An 18,990-nucleotide genomic window follows, 5' to 3' on the forward strand; every position below is an offset into this window, starting at 1 on the left:
ACATGATCGACCGCGTTCCCCCCCAAAACGTAGAAGCCGAGCAATCGGTGCTGGGCGCCATGATGATTGAACGCGAGGCTATCTCTAAAGTTTCTGAAATCATAAGACCGGAAGACTTTTATCGGGAAGCCCACCGCCTCATTTATAAAGCCATGCTGGAGCTGTTCAATAAAAACGATGCCGTCGACCTGGTAACTGTAGTAGAAGTATTGCGTCGTGACGAAAAGCTGGAACCGGCCGGTGGCATAGCCTATGTCTCCGCTTTGGCCAATAGTGTACCGACCGCTGCCAATGTGATGTACCATGCCAGGATTGTTGAAGAAAAAGCGCTACTGCGCAATCTAATCAATACAGCCACCCATGTAGCCGGTATGGGGTATGAAGCCAACGAAGAAGTGGCTGTCATTATGGACAAGGCTGAAAAAATGATCTTGGAAGTATCCAGCCGCAAGGCTGGGCAGGAGTTTGCTTCGATTAAAAATATCATTTTTGATGTTTTTGACAAAGTGTCTGAGCTGTATTCCTCAAAAGGCGGGATTACCGGGCTGTCGACAGGCTTTAAAGATTTAGATAAGCTGACCTCAGGCCTGCAGCCATCAGACCTGATTCTGATTGCTGCCCGCCCCAGTATGGGTAAAACGGCATTTGTACTCAACATTGCGCAGAATATCGCCATTAAGGAAAAGCAGTCAGTCGCCTTTTTCAGCCTGGAAATGTCTAAGGAACAATTGGTACAGCGGATGCTATGCGCTGAAGCCCCAATTGACGCCCAGCGTCTCCGGATCGGCGAGTTGGAAAACAACGATTGGGACAAGCTGGTACGAGCTGCCGACCGTTTGGCAGCGGCCCCGATTTTTATTGATGATACTGCCGGTATCACAGTCATGGAGATGCGCTCTAAGGCCAGGCGACTTAAGATTGAGCACGATTTAAAGCTCATTATCATCGACTACCTGCAGCTCATGCAGGGCAGTGCAGGCAGTTCCCGCAGTGAAAACCGCCAACAGGAAATCTCCGAAATCTCGCGTTCCTTAAAGGCCTTGGCCCGTGAACTCAAAGTGCCTGTCATCGCTTTATCCCAGCTCAGCCGGGGCGTAGAATCCCGCCAGGTAAAGAAACCAATGCTGAGTGACCTCCGGGAATCAGGCTCACTCGAGCAGGACGCCGACATTGTTGCCTTCATATATCGCGAAGACTACTATGAACCTGAGACCGAGCGTAAGAACATTACAGATATTATTGTGGCCAAACACCGTAACGGGCCTGTTGATAGTGTCCAGCTCTTTTTCCATAAGCAATTTACTAAGTTTAGTGATTTATCTAAGATGCCTGGTTAAGGGTGAATTGAATCAGAGACATAATTTCAAATAAAAAAACACTATCGGTGGATAGTGTTTTTTTTGATGGATAACCCCTAATGTTTGGCTAATACTAATGTTCCATCACTTGGCCCAGAACCAAGAGATGATCATGGCATAGAATTAAGCAACATGATGGAACACTAAGGATAGGTTGATAATTAATGGTGGGATAAATTAAAGTATTTCAAATACATCGGAGGGGTGTATAATGGATGGAGAAAGCATTTGTTAAGCGTAAAGGCCGAAGAAGCCTATATCTAGAAATCTGGGAAATGGAGAGGGTTGAATGGAAGAGAAATTGAATGCTGTAACGCATGGTGTAGGAGCAGCAATGGCTGTTGGCGGACTTGTAGTACTAGTTGCCGCAGCTCAGTTGTATGGTAGTATATGGCACCTGGTAAGCTTTAGCATTTATGGCGTTTCGCTGGTATTGCTATATCTTGCGTCAACGCTTTATCATAGCTTCACCGACGAAAAACTCAAGTATATCTTTAAGATTATCGATCATGCTGCAATTTATTTGCTAATTGCCGGTACGTATACGCCATTTACACTAGTGGTACTTCACGGTGTACTGGGATGGACCATTTTTGGTGTGGTTTGGGGACTCGCCTTAATCGGAGTCCTTTATAAAATCTTTTATGCTCAGAGGTTTAAGATTCTATCTACTATATGCTACCTTGTTATGGGATGGCTTATGATAATCTGCATAAAACCGCTCGTGCTTGTTCTGCCAACTATGGGGATTGGGTGGTTAGTTGCCGGTGGGCTTTTCTACACGGTAGGTGCTGGTTTCTACCTTTGGCGCAGGTTGCCCTATAATCATGCAGTTTGGCATTTATTTGTTTTGTCTGGGAGTGTTTGTCATTTTATAACTGTCTATTGCTATATACTCCCTATCACAATCGGTTCATAAAAGAGGCCGCGCTGAAGTTCCAGCGCGGCCTCTTTTATGTAGCGATCCTCTGGAGGGACGGTAAACAGCTTCCTTATTCAGAACGTTTATTAATGAAAGATTAGGTGGTAGAACAGTCAATATCAGTATCAAAGAATCCAGGGAATAATAAGATGAATAGGGCGATAACAAGAACGATAAACCATAACTCTCTATTAGTATTCCCAAAAAACATACTAACTCCTCCTTATTTCCTCAACTTAAATAATTCTACTCTATACTATTCGACATCTGATACTCATGTTACAATCGGTAACTACCCCGCATAACACCACAGAATAGGAACCCACTTTTTTACTCGAAAAAAGAAAGAAGTGATTACCTAAAATGTAAGTAACGTTGGCAAGAAAAACAAGAGTTCAGCAAACTACAGAGTCGCTAAGCTTATTTTAAAGGAGGTATAAGTTTACTCTGGTTGCGGGGAAGTGGTAGCAGGCACACCAATGGTAGACACTAGAGAGCTGAGCGGTCTCCACGGAATAAGAAAATAAAGCTGAGAACGATAATAATAATCCAAATCAAGTTATCGCAAAAGTTGTCTTCTTCATCGGTAAAGATTTGCCGTAAATCCATAAAAACTCCCCCTTTTTAAAGGTATAGTTATTCTATTGTATGCTTGAAGAAATGAATGTGCTCATTAGAGGTAACGGAGTTTTATTCGAAGAATATAGCTAAGATAGAACTCAGGTCAAGATGGGGTGACAGAGTGGAAACCGGAAAGCAAGCTGTTATAAATCACGACAAGGGGTTACATGCCCGGGTGGCGGCGATGATTGTGCAAAAGGCCTATGAGCTTGAACGCAAATGGCAGAGTAAACTATATTTCCGGCATCAGAGCGGGTCGGCCGTTCCGGCAGTCAGCCTTATGCCGCTGGTGTCCCTTAGGGTTAAGCAGGGTGATACAGTTTGGGTGGAGGCTGTAGGCCGGTCGGCCGAGACGGCAGCTGCCGAGATGGCAGCTTTCCTGGAGAGTGACTTTCTGCTGGCTGATGCTGCTACTATTAGTCAAATTGACAATTTGCTGCAGGATAACGCCCTTACTGCCGGACAGATATTTACCAGCATGGCTAACGGCTTAATGGTGACTGATGCAAACGATGTAATCACAGTATTAAATCCGGCGGCTGAGCGGATTTTGGGCATTCCGGCAAACCAAGCCATCGGCTGGATGGCCCAGGATATTATTCCGGGTTCGCGACTGCATATTGTTGCCAAAACCAGACAGCCTGAACTAGGTTTCCGTCAGACCATCGGCCAGCTGACTATCCTAACCAACCGTACCCCGATTATTGCTGATGGGCAAGTATGTGGCGCAATGGCCATTTTTGAAGATATATCAGTGCTGGAAACAGTAACAGGCGAGCTTAAGGAGGTAAAAGAACTTAAAGAGCGCCTGCAACTGGTACTCGAGTCAGTGCAGGATGGTATTTGTGTTGTCGATAAAGACGGTTTAATTACTTATGTTAATCCGGCTTATGTAGAGCTTGTCAACCAGTCGCGCAGCGAGCTGATCGGGCAGAATGTACGCAATTTGTCGCCCGAGGGTGCTCGCAGCCAGGTGCTAACAACCGGAAGGCCTGTGGTCGGTAGTATCGCCGCCAAGCCAGGCGGGGTAACGCTGGTGGCTAATGTCAGTCCTATTGTGGTTGACGGCGAATTAACCGGCGCAGTATCTGTTGTAAAAAATCTCAGCGAAGTACATAAGTTAACAGATAAGCTGAGCCAGGTCTCAGCTAAGGCTGAATACCTGGAACAAGAACTTCGGCGGACGCAGAAACCGGGTCCGGCGTTTAAGCGGTTTATTGGTCAGAGTGGCAAGGTGCGCGAATCGCTGGCTATTGCCGCTAAGGCTGCTGGTAGTGGGGCAACCGTACTCATTACCGGGGAAAGCGGTACAGGCAAAGAACTTGTGGCTGAAGGCATTCATTATACCAGCCACCGTGCGGCTGGACCTTTTATCCGGGTTAACTGCGCCGCACTTCCGGAAGGCCTGCTGGAGAGCGAGCTCTTCGGTCACGAAAAAGGGGCTTTTACCGGGGCTGTACGGCAAAAACCCGGCAAGTTTAGTCTGGCTGACAAGGGTACTCTATTTCTTGATGAAATTGGTGAACTAAATAAAAGCATGCAGGCCAAGCTGCTCCGGGTACTGCAACAGAAAGAATTTACCCGCGTGGGCGGTGAGGCCGTTATTAAGGTCGATGTCCGGATTATTGCCGCCACTAACCGCAGCTTGGCACAGATGGTGGCCGAAGGACAGTTTCGTGAAGACCTGTATTATCGCCTCAATGTCATACCTATTTTGCTGCCGCCTTTAAGGGAACGGGCAGAAGATATACCACTGCTTGTTGATCATTTTTTACATAAGGTCATTACCGAGCAGGGAAAAGACATTACCGGCATTACCGAGGCGGCGCTTGCCGGACTGATGGGATATGGCTGGCCTGGCAATGTACGCGAACTGGAAAACGTCATTGAACGGATGGTCACATTGGCGGAGAGTGCTTTGTTAACCGTTGCAGATTTGCCGCTGTATCTCCGGGAAGGTGGCAAGGGAGCTACGCAAGCCCCAGCACAGCAAGATGTGGTGTTGCTATCAAACGTAAGCCCAGCGGCCATCCTGCCCTGGGTAGAATATGAAAAGAAAATCATAGCCGTGGCTCTGGCTAAATACGGCAGTTTCAATGCAGCGGGCAAAGCGCTGGGTCTAACACATAAAACAGTGGCGGCAAAGGCGCAGAAATACGGTATAGTAAAAGCAGTCTCTTGGGAAAATGGTGACAATATGGTAAAAAGTATCAATGATGTTGAGCCTTGTTGATACTTTTGTACAAAGAGCGCGAAAGAAAGAGGCAAGGGAAGCGTACCCTTGCCTCTTTCTTTGCTGGCACGTTTCTTGCTTTATACATAAGGTATCAACCGAATACCGATACACCAATTGATAGTGAGGAGGCTGTAATTGAATGAAAAAGGTAATTAACAATGCCGAGCAAGTTGTTGAGGAAATGCTGCAAGGGGTTGTACTAGCTCATCCCCAATATGTTAAGAGGGTGCAAGGTTTTGATGTGCTGGTGCGGGCGAATTCGCCGGTACAAGGTAAAGTTGCGTTAGTATCAGGCGGCGGCAGTGGTCATGAACCTTCGCACGGCGGTTATGTTGGACGCGGGATGCTAGACGGTGCAGTTGCCGGGGCTGTGTTTACTTCGCCGACACCTGATCAGGTGTATGAGGCTGTTAAGGCTGTAGATGGCGGCAAAGGTGTTCTTTTGGTTATCAAAAATTATACCGGCGATATAATGAACTTTGAAATGGCTGCGGAAATGGCAGATGCTGATGGTATCAAGGTGGCCAAAGTCGTTGTTAATGACGATGTAGCAGTAGAAAACAGTACGTGGACTACCGGCCGTCGCGGTATTGCCGGTACTGTGTTTGTGCATAAGATCGCCGGTGCCAAGGCCGAGACCGGCGCTGATTTGGATGAAGTGCAAAAAACTGCCGAAAAAGTAATTGCCCACGTGCGATCAATGGGTATGGCATTATCACCTTGTACTGTACCGGCAGCTGGTAAACCGAGCTTTACCCTGGCTGAGGACGAGGTGGAAATCGGTATGGGCATCCATGGTGAACCCGGTACTCATCGTGAGACCCTCCGTACTGCCGACGAAACAGCTGAGCATTTATTGAACAAGATTTTTGCCGATATTGCGCTGGCTGCTGGCGATGAAGTGGCTGTCATGGTGAATGGTTTGGGCGGTACGCCGCTTATGGAACTGTATGTTGTTAACCGCAAAGTAGCAGCCATGCTTGCTGAGAAAAATATCAAAATCGCCAAAACGTTTGTCGGCAACTATATGACTTCGCTCGAAATGGCTGGTTTTTCAGTGTCTGTTCTGAAACTAGACGGCGAGCTGAAGGAACTGCTCTTCGCCCCGGCAGATACCCCGGCGTTGGTGCAATTCTAAGCGGAGGGAAGTAAAAGATGGTAAATGTAATTGCGGCAATAGAAGCACTGGCAGATGTAATAATAGCCAACAAGGAAACACTGACTGATCTTGACGCCGCTATCGGTGATGGCGACCACGGGATCAATATGGCAAGGGGCTTTGAAGCTGTGCGCGGTAAGCTGGCTGCAGCTAATCCGGAGGATATCGGCGCTGTACTGAAATTGGTGGGTATGACGCTGATATCGACGGTTGGGGGGGCCTCAGGCCCACTGTACGGAACTGCGTTTATGCGGGCGGCGGCTGTTGCGCAAGGTCAAGCAGTTGTCGATACTAATACAGCCGCTGAAATGCTTAAGGCCGCTATTGGCGGTATTAAAGACCGGGGTAAGGCCGTTCGCGGCGAGAAAACTATGCTTGACGCCTTAGAGCCTGCCTATGAAGCCTTTACTCAAGGGATAGCTGAAGGTGAAGCGTTGCCGGAGTGCTTGGAGCTTGCAACGCAAGCCGCCGCCGCCGGTATCGAATATACCAAGACAATCATTGCCACTAAAGGGCGGGCCAGCTATCTGGGAGAACGTAGTATCGGACACCAGGATGCAGGGGCAACTTCGTGCTATCTTATGCTTTCGGCACTAACGGCGTTAGCCAAGCAACATAGTCAGGGGGAGTAAGCCATGGTAGGAATTGTTGTGGTTTCGCACAGTGCCAAAGTCGCCGAGGGAATATGCGAATTGGCCGGTCAGATGGCGGCCCCCGGACAAAAACTGATTGCCGCAGGCGGCATGACTGACGGAAGTATCGGCACAGATGCCATCCGGATTCAGGCAGCTATCGAAGCGGCCAATACCGGGGATGGGGTCCTTGTCATAGTGGATTTGGGCAGTGCTGTTCTCAGCGCCGAACTGGCACTGGATCTGCTGAACGAAGAGCTAAAAGAGCAAGTGAGAATTGCCGATGCACCCATTCTCGAAGGGGCGATTGCTGCTACTGTGGAAGCCTCTGTCGGTCAACCGCTTGTGGCGGTGCTGGCGACTGCCGAAGGTGCCCGCGATCTAAGAAAACGCTAAGAGACCGCCTAGCATCTGGAGCTTGAAGCGGTTTCGGAGAAGAGGATCATATATGATAGAACTTGAACTGGTGTTAACCAATGCGGCCGGGCTGCATGCCAGGCCGGCTGCGCAGTTTATCCAAACAGCAGCAGCCTTTAAAAGCAAGGTAGCTATTCAGGCTGGCAGCAAGTCCGCTGATGCTAAAAGCATTCTGGCAGTAATGGGCCTGGGCCTGGGGCAGGGTGCTACGTTTTTACTGAACGCTGACGGCCCGGATGAAGCCGAATGTGTAGCAGCATTAAAAGCGCTGGTTGAACGCAATTTTGGCGAGGGATAAAAAATGGGAGAAATCTTGCGCGGAATCGGAGCAGTATCAGGCATTGGCATCGCCAAAGCAATGGTATTATCAAATGACCTGACAGGACACTTAGCTAAATATAACGCCGGTACGCCGGATATCGAGTCAGGGAAAATTGAAGAGGCGATTAAAGCAGCGTCAGCAGAACTTGCTCACTTAAAGAAAGCTGCTAAAGAGGCCGGTCAAGAAAGTCAGGCCGATATTATGGATGCCCATTATGCTATGGTTAATGATCCAGGGCTTATCGCCAATATGCACGGAAAAATTGAGCAAGAGACAGCTGCACCTCAGGCAGCCTTAGCTGCCGCAGAAGAGTTTGCCTCCCTGTTTGACTCAATGCCTGATCCCTATTTAAAAGAACGGGCTGCAGATGTGAGGGACGTAGGCCGCCGGCTTGCCAGGCTTCTACTGGGGACGGGACACATAGATTACGGTGCTGAGCCAATTGTGTTGTGTGCAGAGGAGATAGAGCCGTCAGTGGCCGCCAGTATGCCTGAAGGCCAAGTATTCGGCATTATATTGGGACAGGGCAGCATAACATCCCATACTGTTATTATTGCTAAAGCGCGCGGGATACCGGTTGTTGCTGGTCTGGGCAATGCCTTAAGCAGCATCACCGACGGCACTACTCTTATTGTAGATGGCAGCGCAGGGCAGGTGCTGGTGGAGCCTACTGCTGAGCAAGTGGCAGAGTATCAGCGTAAGGCTGACGCTGAAGCGGTTGAGCGACGGCTTGACAGTGAGCTGGCTGCCCTTGCTGCTGTCACGTTAGACGGCAGCAAAATTCAACTGGCAGCAAATGTTGGCTCTCCGTCAGATATGCCGATGGCCGTCAGGCAGGGCGCAGAGGGTGTAGGGTTGTTCAGAAGCGAGTTCCTATTTCTGGGGCGGGAGGTTCCGCCGAGTGAGGAGGAACAGTTTACTGCCTATAAAGCAGTGGTGGAGCAATGTGGCAGACATCTGTGCGTGATCCGGACGATGGACATTGGCGGTGACAAGCCGCTGCACTACCTGAATATACAAAAAGAAGAAAACCCCTTTCTGGGTTGGCGGGCCATCCGCATTAGCCTGGAGCGGCCTGATTTGTTTATTACTCAGCTTAAGGCCATTCTGAGAGCAGGTTCTTTTGGCAAGGTTGCTATTATGTTGCCGATGATTATCAGCGCAACGGAAATAACAGCAGCGCGAAAGTGTGTAGAGCAAGCGGCAGCCGAGCTGGCGAGAGAGGGTAAAACATTTGCGTCCAATGTGCCGGTGGGTATTATGGTTGAAACACCGGCGGCTGCCGTTATGGCGCAGCAACTGGCTGTTGAATGTGACTTTTTCAGTATTGGCACCAACGATTTGGTGCAGTATACGCTGGCTGTTGACCGGGGAAATCCGGCAGTCAGTTCACTTTACAGTCATTTTCACCCGGCAGTGCTCAAACTGATTGAAAATGTGATCAAAGCCGGTCATGAGTATGGCATCTGGGTCGGTATGTGTGGAGAAATGGCCGGCGATCCATTGGCTGCCCCGCTGCTTTCCGCGATGGGGATTGACGAGCTTAGTATGAGCGCTCCCTCAATTCCCCGGGTGAAAGGGGTAATCCGTAAGCTAAAAAACGGCCAAGCGCGGGAAATGCTCAATCAAGCGCTTATTATGAAAGACGCCAAAGCGATTCGCAGCCTAATGGCAGAATATATTTCCCGGCAATAATCAGTAACCCAAGCCTGCAGTAATGGATACTGCAGGCTTGGCTGATTTTCCGAACATTAATTTTGTTATTAATATAATCATTCGATTTTTATTGACAGTCATTATATGCTAATGCTATGATAAACAAGGGAAAAAAGGGGAAAAACTAGATAGGGTTACTCTTGCAATAATCAGAAGTGTTTATTTTGATTATGTGAAAAATATAGGACTGGCTGCTAACACTCAGAACAGTTCGGAAAGCGAAGTGGTATCATGATTGAACGTTATACGTATCCCGAGATGGGACGTATCTGGACTGACGAAAATGAATTCCAAACAATGCTTGACATTGAAATCGCGGCGTGTGAGGCTATGGCCAAGCTGGGGCAAATTCCGGCTGAAGCCGTACCGGTTATTAAGGAAAAGGCTAAGTTTTCGGTAGAACGCATACGTGAGATTGAAAAGGAAACCCGCCACGATATTTTAGCATTTCTGACCGCTGTGGCTGAAAATGTGGGTGAGCCTGCTAAATACATTCACATGGGCTTGACCTCAAGTGATGTAAAAGACACAGCCTTAGGCGTGATGATGAAACAGGCTGCCGATATTATCATTGACGATCTTATTAAGTTTCGCGATATACTAAAACGCCGGGCGGCAGAGCACAAGTACACGGCCATGATTGGCCGTACGCATGGCATTCATGCCGAACCGCTTACTTTAGGTCTGAAGTTTGCTTTGTGGATGGACGAAACCGAACGCAATATTGAGCGTGTAAAACGGGCTAAGGACGCTGTAGCCATTGGCAAACTGTCCGGGGCTGTAGGCACCTATGCCAATATTGATCCATACATAGAAACCCATGTATGCCAGCAAATGGGCATTAAAGCTGCTAAGCTGGCCACCCAGGTTATTCAGCGCGACCGTCATGCGGAGTTTCTGACCACGCTGGCCATTGTCGCCGGTTCGCTGGACAAATTTGCTACAGAGATCAGAAATTTGCAGCGTACCGATATCCGGGAAGCTGAAGAATACTTCCATCCAGGTCAAAAAGGTTCCTCGGCTATGCCGCATAAACGCAACCCAATTACGTGCGAACGCGTCACTGGCTTGGCCCGGGTAGTGCGCGGTCATGCGCTGGCTGCCCTCGAAGATATGCCACTGTGGCATGAACGGGACATTTCCCACTCTTCAGTTGAGCGTGTTATTTTACCTGATAGTACCATCCTGGTTGATTACATGCTAAGAATTTTTACTGACGTTGTTGACCGTCTGCTGGTTTACTCTGAAGCCATGAAGTCCAATATTGAAAAAACCGGTGGCCTGATTTTCAGTCAGCGCGTGTTATTAAAGCTTGTTGATAAAGGGGCCGTGCGGGAGGACGCTTACCGCTGGGTACAGCGAAACGCCATGGCCAGATGGTTGGAAGGCGCAGACTTTAAGACCAATGTTATCGCTGATCCTGATATTAAAAAATATCTTACAGCCGAAGATATCGAAGAATGCTTTGAGTATACCTATTATCTCCGGCATGTAGATACCATCATGGCCCGCTTCGGGTTGTAGAAGAGAATTCATCCAGCCAATGTAGTATGTAATTATATAAGTGAACACCGCCGCAACTGGATAGAAATGGTCGTTGCGAGGCGCACCGGAAAGATGTGCAGCGCCGCGTACTATTTGTACGCAAGCAAACGTTTTGAGGAGCAACGAAGCAGATGGCCGTTTATATACAATTGCGTATGAAAGGATTGATTATATGTCTTCTGTAGTTGTTATCGGCACTCAATGGGGTGACGAAGGTAAAGGCAAGATTGTTGATTTCTTGGCTGAACAAGCCGATGTTGTTGTCCGCTATCAGGGTGGTAATAATGCCGGGCACACGGTTGTTGTTAACGGCACTGAATTTAAACTGCATCTTTTACCGTCTGGGATACTGTATTCCGGTAAAACCTGCGTAGTTGGCAATGGCGTAGTCGTTGATCCGGCCGTTATGCTTAAAGAGCTTCAAGGCATGAAGGATAAAGGCATTGACACTTCAGGACTTAAAGTTTCCAACCGTGCACATGTAATTATGCCTTATCACCGGTTGCTTGATGAAGTGGAAGAAGAATCCCGTGGCGACCGTAAAATTGGCACAACCAAACGGGGCATTGGCCCTTGCTATATGGATAAAAACTCCCGTGCAGGCATCCGGATGGTTGACTTGATGGATGAAGAAGAATTCTGCTCAAGGCTTGAATATAATTTAGAGGCTAAAAATCATTTACTCAAGGCTGTATATGGTGTTGAGGGCTTTGATTATGAGCAAGTGAAACAAGAGTATCTCGAGTATGCCCGTCAGCTTAAACCCTATGTAACAGATACTGCGGCAGTGCTGCATGCTGCTATCAAGAATGGTGAAAAAGTACTATTTGAAGGTGCGCAGGCGACACTGCTTGATTTAGACCATGGAACTTACCCCTATGTAACCTCTTCACACCCTATCGCTGGTGGGGCGTGTATCGGTGCCGGGGTAGGACCAACGCAAATCAATAAAGTTATCGGTGTTGTTAAGGCCTATACAACTCGAGTGGGTGAGGGGCCGTTCCCAACTGAGCTTCATGATGAGATCGGTCAGACCATCCGTGAGCGGGGCCATGAATATGGTACAACAACTGGCCGACCGCGCCGCTGCGGCTGGCTGGACGCTTGTGTGGTACGTTATGCGGGTTATGTCAGCGGTATTGATTATATGGCAATTACCCGTCTGGACATTCTTGACGGCTTGAAAACCCTCAAAATTTGTACCGGCTATAAGTATAAAGGTGAGATCTTAAATGAATTCCCTGCCAGTCTCAAGGTACTGGCTCAGGTAGAACCGATCTATGAAGAGCTGCCAGGTTGGGATGAGCCTACACCTGATATCCGCAAATATGAAGACCTTCCGGTTAATGCTCGCCGCTATATTGAGCGGTTAAGTGAGACTAGCGGTATTGGCATTGGCATTGTTTCGGTTGGACCTGGCCGCGAGCAGACCATTATTCTTGAAAATATGTTTTAAAACTATACAATAAAAGCAACCTGCGACCATGGTCGCAGGTTGCTTTTATTGTCCTGACAGAAAGTATAACTTTCTGCTGGATAAGGGCAACATCGGCTTCCGCTTTCGCCAAAGGCTCGGCGCAAGCCGTGTTTTCTTTATACCCGCTTGCCTTGTCGAATGGTGTGAAACTAAGTAGAATGTGATTGACAACCCCGCCAATATCTTGTATAATTCTATCTTGTGAAGATGATCCACTAGCTCAGTCGGTAGAGCACCTGACTTTTAATCAGGGTGTCGATGGTTCGAGTCCATCGTGGATCACCAACTTTTGGCCCGTTGGTCAAGCGGTTAAGACACCGCCCTTTCACGGCGGTATCAAGGGTTCGATTCCCTTACGGGTCACCATAAGCAGCGACCAGGTTCTCACGAGCCGATAGGCGAAATGAGAACCTGAGTAAGTCGCTTTAAGCAGAGAGCCAAGTTTTTAGGAGCGAAAGTGACGCGGAAACTTGTGCGAATCGCTTAGTTCTGAGCGATAGCGAAGAACATCCTATACAGGAACATCCTAAATCAGTATTATTCGGGCGATTAGCTCAGCCGGGAGAGCGCCTGCCTTACAAGCAGGATGTCGGCAGTTCGATCCTGTCATCGCCCACCACAAAAAATAAGCTTCCGAAATTTCGAGGCTTATTTTTTTTTATTATGACTGAAATGTAAAAATATTCTTTGTATTGATTGGTATTATTTTACACTTTAAACATTAAATACCGCATTTCGGCACCTAGTTTTTACCTTTCAGCAGGATAATGTAGCAAGATTATTTTGCTGGTGTTTATAATAGTAGTGTGAAAGAGACCTCCCTGGCAGGGATGGTATGCTTCTGAGGCGCCGGGAGCGTGCCGCATGATTAGTGCGAATATTCGGCATGATTTTCGCATTCCGAGAAGGGTGAAAAGTCTTATGGCCAGGAGAGCTGGTCACAAGTGTGTTGAAAAAGACAGCCATCCCAATTTGTTTCTTCAGCTTTTAGCAAATCAATTACTTATTAGAATTCAGGTGAATTTTTTCACGTGTCCGGTCTTATTAACTATATAAGCCTTCCCGAAATATGCCAAAAAAAGGAGACGAGACTATGGGAAAAGAACTACAAAACACGCCAAACCGGTGGCTGGTAGCCATCATGGGAACTTTACTGCAGGTTTGTCTAGGGACCGTTTACGCCTGGAGCTTTTTCCAGAATCCGGTCATGGCTGCCAACAACTGGACCAACTCCCAGGCTGCCTGGGCCTTTAGCCTAGCTATTTTTTTCCTCGGGCTGGCTGCAGCCTGGGGTGGTATTAATCTTCCCAAATACGGACCACGTAAGCTTGCCATGACAGGCGGCTTCCTCTTCAGCCTTGGCTATTTGATCGCTGCCTATGCGCTTGATATCAAAAGTCTTCCGCTCCTATATATTGGCTACGGCCTCGTCGGCGGAATTGGTCTGGGTTTAGGTTATGTAACACCGGTAGCAACCGCTGCCAAGTGGTTCCCCGACAAAAAAGGATTCATTACCGGCATGGTCGTCATGGGCTTCGGTTTCGGCGCACTCATTATGTCCAAGGTTCTTGCCCCGATCTTCATGTCCATCACCGGCGGTAATCTAGTCATGGTGTTTTCCTATGTAGGCGTGAGCATGCTTATCATCACCTTGCCGGCAGGCTACTTCCTGGTTAACCCACCCGCTGGCTTCGTACCGAAAGGTTACACTCCTCCTGCAACTTCTGCTGCGGCTCAGGCCTCACAGGATGCCATTACCGCTAAACAGTGTGTCCTATCCAGTAAATTCCTGATGATGTGGACTGTGTTTTTCTTCAACATTATAGCCGGCATCATGTTTATCAGCTTCCAATCTCCCCTGCTGCAGGACCTTTTGAAAAAGACTATGGACCCGGCCACTCTGACCGATCCGAAAGTGGTCGCTGGTCTAGCGGCTTCGGGTGCTACCCTGATTGCCGTCAGCTCTATTTTTAACGGCGTAGGTCGTTTCTTCTGGGGTGGGCTGTCCGACAAAATCGGCCGCGTTCAGACCTTCCGCCTCATTCTCGGCAGTCAGTTGGTGGTCTTCATTGCCCTGATGTTTGTTAGCAGCCCGCTCGTTTTCGGCGTGCTCGTCTGCTACATCCTGCTTTGCTACGGTGGCGGCTTTGGCTCCATGCCTTCGTTCGTCCTCGACGTCTTCGGCCAAAAACTGATGCCGGTTGTCTACGGCACCATCCTCACCGCATGGGGCTGCGGTGGAATCGTGGGTCCCCAGATCGTAGCTTTTCTGAAGGACAATTTTGCCAGTCAGGCTACCCAGTATACCTTCGTGTCCGCTTCGGTACTGCTGCTGCTTGGCCTGCTCATTACATTTGCACTGAGTAATAAGAAATTCGATCCAAATGGAGCTGACCAGGAAGCCCTTGCGGTTTCCACTCATGGAAAGACAGTAAAGTAGTACAGAAGGGTAATATTATGAAAAAGACCGGCTTTATGCCGGTCTTTTTTGCTTATTTAGGTGGCTGCGTGGGTGATCACCGGGAAGATGCCTTGGTGGTAAATGAGGTCGACCAGGTGTCGACCGGGATAAAGCAGGTAGTGGCTAAGGCGAACAAAAGAGCAATACGTGCTGACAGCACCGCTACGGCGGTAAAGCTCTGCTGCAGTTGGTCAGCAAATTTTTTAGATACACCCACATAGAACATACCAATGATTTGGCCGGAAGCGTCTTTGAGTGGCGCATAGCAGGTTTGATACTTGATGCCGACAACCTCAGCCTCGCCCAGGTAGATTTTACCCTCGGTTAGCACCGTGTCAACCACATAAGGCGCCGCATGCGTGCCTACTGCCCGGCTGCCATCACGCATAACGTTAGTAGCCATCCTGGTGTTGCCTAGAAATATGGTAACAGTATCATCAGTCAGATTCCCGATTTTATCAACCATAGCAGTGTTGTCATTAATTATTGTAGTACCTTTGTACAGTACGCCGTCTTTAGCCTGCCAGTGGCCGGGGTACATATGGTCGACAATCTCGACAGCTGTTGCCAGGTCAGACTTGGCTTTTTCGGCAATCGCTAAGTCAATTTGAATCTTCATGTCTCTAATGACCATAATGCCGACAGCGAGACAGATTAGGAGAACCATACCGAGAAACCATACGGTAACTTTAGTTTTCAGGCCAACCTGCATGACATCTCCCCCTCAACCTACTTTAGGCCTAGCGCAGTTTTAAGATGTCTTACCCGGTTGCGGCTAACCGGAACTTCTTGCTTTTGGGGGTCATTCATGCGTAAATAATATGAGCCATGGAACCAGGGAGTGACCTCAAGTATTTCATCCAGATTAATAATATATTGGCGGTGGACGCGGAGAAAATTCGCTTCAGTCAGTAAATTATCAAACTCCTGCAGCGTCAGCATGGCTGAACACTCACCTGTCCGGGTGCGTACAAAGACGTCTTTCTCCTTGACATAGATAAAAACAATATCTGCTTTTTTTAATGGGACAATTTTGCCGCCTGACAGTACGCAGACTTTAGAAATCTGTGTTCGTTTTTCCGGCTGTGTTTTACCCGAAAGGTTGCGGACTTTTGTTAATACTTTGGATAATTTCTCCTGGGTCACAGGTTTGGTAATATAACCAACAGCTGGGGTATCAAAAGCCTCCACTGCATGTTCGGGAAAAGCTGTGATAAAGACAATGAAGGGTGGTTGCTTGGTGTTTCCCAATTTATGTGCAATGTCAAGGCCCGTCATACCAGGCATTTTCACATCGAGCAATACTAGATCAGGCTTGTTTTCAAGGGTGTATACTAAGGCGTCAACGCAGTTGGTGAACTTTGCTGCGGTATCAATATCGGAGTGCTGACTTATCAGATACTCAATCTCATCACAAATAGGTTGTTCGTCATCAATGATTACCACTCTAATTTTGGTGTTCATTAGCATTGCTTACCTCCCCACTTTTTTCAGGAAGTATCTGATCTATGGGTAGACAAATCCTGGCCTCAGTGCCGACAGAGGGTTGGCTGGTAATAGTCAACCCATATTTGGAGCCGTAGAAGCTGGACAGCCTGTTGCGAACATTGTTGATGCCCACGCCGTCTGATTTTGATGCCTCAATGAGGGCCAATTTATCCGGGGGAATGCCCACCCCATTGTCTGTCACGCTAATAATGGCCGTATCACCTTCGCGGTAGGCGTCAATACATAAGAGACAATTGCCGAGCTTATGAAAAAGACCGTGATGGAGTGCATTTTCAACTAATGGTTGGAGCGATAAAACCGGTATAAGGCAGTCCATAACGCTGTTCTCTACGTTGACTGCCACTTCCAGCCTATCGCCGAAACGGGACTTGGCGATTTCCAGATAAGCGTCCACAGCTGCTAGTTCATCTTCTAGAGGGATAAAGTCGCCTTTATGCGAGTACCCCTGTTGCATTAGGGTAGCAAGACTTCCGAGGAGTGTGCGGGCTTTGTCTGGGTCGGTTCGGCAAAAAGACATGATAATACTGATAGTATTAAAAAGAAAGTGGGGGTTAATTTGCGCCCGCAGTGCTTTTAACTCAGCCTTTTCCCGCATTTTCCGCTGCTGGTCTATTTCTGCCAGTTGGATTTGCACTGACAGCAAATTAGCTAATCCATCGGCAATACGAATGTCCAGTTCTGAAAGTGCTTCGTTGTTGACTCTGGCCAGCTCAATAGTCCCAATTACCTTGTTGCCGGAAAAGAGGGGCACAACCACTCCTGATCTGAGGGGGCAGTGAGGAACAGGGCAATCTCGGTCTTCGGGACAATTTATGACCTTCATAACCTTACTGGCCACCGTCTGTTTTGCGGCTATTGAAATAATTGGATCGCCGGGTTTGTGATGATCAGCGCCTTGTCCGACAAAGGCTAAGATTTTGTACCGGCCTGTGATAGAGACAGCATCTACTTTGGTGAGTTCAAAAATGATCTGCGCGGTTACTGTGGCTGAGTGAGTATTAAAACCGAGCCTAAGATACGGAAGCGTGCGGCTGGCGATATCTAGTGATAACTGTGCGGCTCTAGCACCGTAGATATCCTGCTCTGCCTCTATCCAATTGATAATCCAGAGAAACAGTGCTACGCTAGACGCGCTCATTAGTATGCTGAGAGCAGTTGCTGTAAGTTTAACTTCGGTCGCCGGTGAAACCAGCATGATGAACAATACTTGGCTTATTTCGGCAATCGCAGCCAAACTGGCCCCGATTGCTGGACTGATTTGATGAATGTCGAGGCGAAACCTAATTGTGCCGGACAGTATTCCAGCCACTATAGTGAAAATTGCTTGAAGCATTGCTGCTGAGTTGTCAGCCAAGATTATAAACAGGCTAATGATAAGGCCGACGCTACAGCCGGCCGCAGTTCCGCCAGTAATGCCAGCCAGTAAAACTCCGGTGAGCTGAACGGTGATGAGCGGTGCTGCGCCCCAGGGAATTGTGTTAAAGGCATCTGTTATTGCCAAAAAGGCGAATAAGACAACTAAAACAAACTGGCTTAAAGGATTGAAAGGTCTGCGGATACAGCGCATGATAAACCGGCTGCGTCCGGTTAAATAGGCTGTCATGGCAATGAAGGCTAAATCGCTAAACAATTCTAATAGCGCAAAAACAGTCATATAATCCTCCGGCTAAGTCTATCGGAGTGTATTCGGCGTAGAGCGGATATTTCCTTTATATTCCACGGGATTATCAGAAAAAACTATAAATATAGCTCACTATTGTGGGCACATTGTGTTATAATTTGGCCTTGAATTGGTAATTTGTGGATGAAACATAAGGTGTAGTTGTATTGTGGAAGGCTGCGGATTGGACGCGAAATTCGACAATTACTTATGTATAGTTGCTTGACTAATAATCTGACGTAATATATAATAACATTTGTTAGTAAAAGCGGCCCTGTGGTGTAGCGGTCTAACATGCCGCCCTGTCACGGCGGAGATCGACGGTTCAAATCCGTTCAGGGTCGCCAATTTACCTACATGTAGTGGATGTTCTTCACTACGTTCAGAACTAAGCGACTCACGTATGTTGTTCGTTTCGCCTAACGGCTCGCGACGACATGGTTCGCTGCTTATGCCTCGGTAGCTCAGTCGGTAGAGCAGAGGACTGAAAATCCTCGTGTCGGCAGTTCGATTCTGCCCTGAGGCACCATATTTGCGGATGTAGCTCAGTGGTAGAGCATCGCCTTGCCAAGGCGAGGGTCGCGAGTTCGAATCTCGTCATCCGCTCCATAATCAAATGGCGGCATAGCCAAGTGGTAAGGCAGAGGTCTGCAAAACCTTTATCCCCCAGTTCGAATCTGGGTGCCGCCTCCATATTATTCCGCCCGGGTGGTGGAATGGCAGACACAAGGGACTTAAAATCCCTCGGGGGCAACTCCGTGCCGGTTCGAGTCCGGCCCCGGGCACCATCAGGTAAGACATTTAGGATTGTGTGATTGGATCACATAGTCCTTTTTTGTTGTTTTTCTTTGCGCTACGATAAAGGTCTTGAGAAAGGAGGTATTTGCGGTCAGATGTAGACTAGAGAACTTCAGCCTCCAGAACGGGTTAATTAAGGTTTTTGGCAGGGGATAAG

General features: G+C 48.1%; 14 protein-coding genes and 8 tRNA genes. 19 read left to right on the forward strand and 3 right to left on the reverse strand.

The features are described 5' to 3' along the window. The first annotated feature begins 2 nt into the window (after nucleotides 1–2). The 14 genes from dnaB to VN447_RS13440 all read left to right on the forward strand — a co-directional run bounded on the left by dnaB (nucleotide 3) and on the right by VN447_RS13440 (nucleotide 14,845). Nucleotides 3–1,337: a replicative DNA helicase gene (gene dnaB / locus VN447_RS13375; RefSeq protein ID WP_325525843.1), complete on the forward strand. Its 1,335-nt coding sequence runs from the start codon at nucleotides 3–5 to the stop codon at nucleotides 1,335–1,337. A 310-nt stretch (nucleotides 1,338–1,647) separates the two neighbouring features. Continuing rightward, nucleotides 1,648–2,277 (forward strand): PAQR family membrane homeostasis protein TrhA, encoded by a 630-nt coding sequence (gene trhA / locus VN447_RS13380; RefSeq protein WP_325525844.1) that lies wholly within the window; start codon nucleotides 1,648–1,650, stop codon nucleotides 2,275–2,277. Between the two features lie 745 nt (nucleotides 2,278–3,022). Continuing rightward, a complete protein-coding gene (locus VN447_RS13385) occupies nucleotides 3,023–5,134 on the forward strand; it encodes a sigma 54-interacting transcriptional regulator (RefSeq protein WP_325525845.1) in 2,112 nt (703 codons plus the stop codon). A gap of 142 nt (nucleotides 5,135–5,276) precedes the next feature. After that, on the forward strand, nucleotides 5,277–6,275 hold the full coding sequence (gene dhaK, locus VN447_RS13390; protein ID WP_325525846.1) for a dihydroxyacetone kinase subunit DhaK: 999 nt from the start codon (nucleotides 5,277–5,279) through the stop codon (nucleotides 6,273–6,275). A 17-nt stretch (nucleotides 6,276–6,292) separates the two neighbouring features. Further along, a complete protein-coding gene (gene dhaL, locus VN447_RS13395) occupies nucleotides 6,293–6,928 on the forward strand; it encodes a dihydroxyacetone kinase subunit DhaL (RefSeq protein WP_325525847.1) in 636 nt (211 codons plus the stop codon). A 3-nt stretch (nucleotides 6,929–6,931) separates the two neighbouring features. Continuing rightward, complete coding sequence (gene dhaM / locus VN447_RS13400) at nucleotides 6,932–7,324, forward strand: dihydroxyacetone kinase phosphoryl donor subunit DhaM (protein ID WP_325525848.1); 393 nt, start codon at nucleotides 6,932–6,934, stop codon at nucleotides 7,322–7,324. Nucleotides 7,325–7,376: 52 nt separating this feature from the next. After that, on the forward strand, nucleotides 7,377–7,643 hold the full coding sequence (locus VN447_RS13405) for an HPr family phosphocarrier protein (RefSeq protein WP_325525849.1): 267 nt from the start codon (nucleotides 7,377–7,379) through the stop codon (nucleotides 7,641–7,643). Between the two features lie 3 nt (nucleotides 7,644–7,646). Beyond that, nucleotides 7,647–9,362: a phosphoenolpyruvate--protein phosphotransferase gene (ptsP, locus tag VN447_RS13410; protein WP_325525850.1), complete on the forward strand. Its 1,716-nt coding sequence runs from the start codon at nucleotides 7,647–7,649 to the stop codon at nucleotides 9,360–9,362. 252 nt (nucleotides 9,363–9,614) lie between these two features. Beyond that, entirely contained in the window at nucleotides 9,615–10,907 is a 1,293-nt protein-coding gene (purB, locus tag VN447_RS13415; RefSeq protein ID WP_325525851.1) for an adenylosuccinate lyase, read from the forward strand. Nucleotides 10,908–11,100: 193 nt separating this feature from the next. Next, nucleotides 11,101–12,384 (forward strand): adenylosuccinate synthase, encoded by a 1,284-nt coding sequence (locus VN447_RS13420; protein ID WP_325525852.1) that lies wholly within the window; start codon nucleotides 11,101–11,103, stop codon nucleotides 12,382–12,384. A 230-nt stretch (nucleotides 12,385–12,614) separates the two neighbouring features. Then, nucleotides 12,615–12,690 (forward strand) — tRNA-Lys (locus VN447_RS13425). A 6-nt stretch (nucleotides 12,691–12,696) separates the two neighbouring features. Next, nucleotides 12,697–12,771: transfer RNA gene (locus VN447_RS13430), tRNA-Glu, on the forward strand. A gap of 177 nt (nucleotides 12,772–12,948) precedes the next feature. Further along, nucleotides 12,949–13,024: transfer RNA gene (locus tag VN447_RS13435), tRNA-Val, on the forward strand. A 474-nt stretch (nucleotides 13,025–13,498) separates the two neighbouring features. Next, complete coding sequence (locus VN447_RS13440; protein WP_325525853.1) at nucleotides 13,499–14,845, forward strand: L-lactate MFS transporter; 1,347 nt, start codon at nucleotides 13,499–13,501, stop codon at nucleotides 14,843–14,845. Between the two features lie 76 nt (nucleotides 14,846–14,921). On the opposite strand, the gene VN447_RS13445 is transcribed toward VN447_RS13440, so the two are convergent. From VN447_RS13445 to VN447_RS13455, 3 genes are read right to left on the reverse strand one after another with little or no spacing between them, the layout of a single operon-like run. Beyond that, a complete protein-coding gene (locus tag VN447_RS13445; RefSeq protein WP_325525854.1) occupies nucleotides 14,922–15,578 on the reverse strand; it encodes a cache domain-containing protein in 657 nt (218 codons plus the stop codon). Between the two features lie 17 nt (nucleotides 15,579–15,595). Continuing rightward, nucleotides 15,596–16,330: a LytTR family DNA-binding domain-containing protein gene (locus VN447_RS13450; RefSeq protein ID WP_325525855.1), complete on the reverse strand. Its 735-nt coding sequence runs from the start codon at nucleotides 16,328–16,330 to the stop codon at nucleotides 15,596–15,598. Beyond that, nucleotides 16,314–18,029 carry a histidine kinase gene (locus tag VN447_RS13455; RefSeq protein WP_325525856.1) on the reverse strand — a complete coding sequence of 572 codons (1,716 nt, stop codon included), beginning with the start codon at nucleotides 18,027–18,029 and terminating at the stop codon, nucleotides 16,314–16,316. The genes VN447_RS13450 and VN447_RS13455 overlap by 17 nt, the downstream gene beginning before the upstream one ends. Nucleotides 18,030–18,305: 276 nt before the next feature. Between VN447_RS13455 and VN447_RS13460 the strand changes: the two genes are divergently transcribed. The 5 genes from VN447_RS13460 to VN447_RS13480 all read left to right on the forward strand — a co-directional run bounded on the left by VN447_RS13460 (nucleotide 18,306) and on the right by VN447_RS13480 (nucleotide 18,823). After that, nucleotides 18,306–18,382: transfer RNA gene (locus VN447_RS13460), tRNA-Asp, on the forward strand. A 106-nt stretch (nucleotides 18,383–18,488) separates the two neighbouring features. Next, nucleotides 18,489–18,564: transfer RNA gene (locus tag VN447_RS13465), tRNA-Phe, on the forward strand. Between the two features lie 5 nt (nucleotides 18,565–18,569). Continuing rightward, nucleotides 18,570–18,644, forward strand: a tRNA-Gly gene (locus tag VN447_RS13470). Nucleotides 18,645–18,653: 9 nt separating this feature from the next. Next, nucleotides 18,654–18,728, forward strand: a tRNA-Cys gene (locus tag VN447_RS13475). 9 nt (nucleotides 18,729–18,737) lie between these two features. Continuing rightward, nucleotides 18,738–18,823, forward strand: a tRNA-Leu gene (locus VN447_RS13480). Nucleotides 18,824–18,990: the final 167 nt, after the last annotated feature.

Origin of the sequence: Sporomusa sp., assembly GCF_035561155.1 — a bacterium.
GTDB lineage: Bacteria > Bacillota > Negativicutes > Sporomusales > Sporomusaceae > Sporomusa.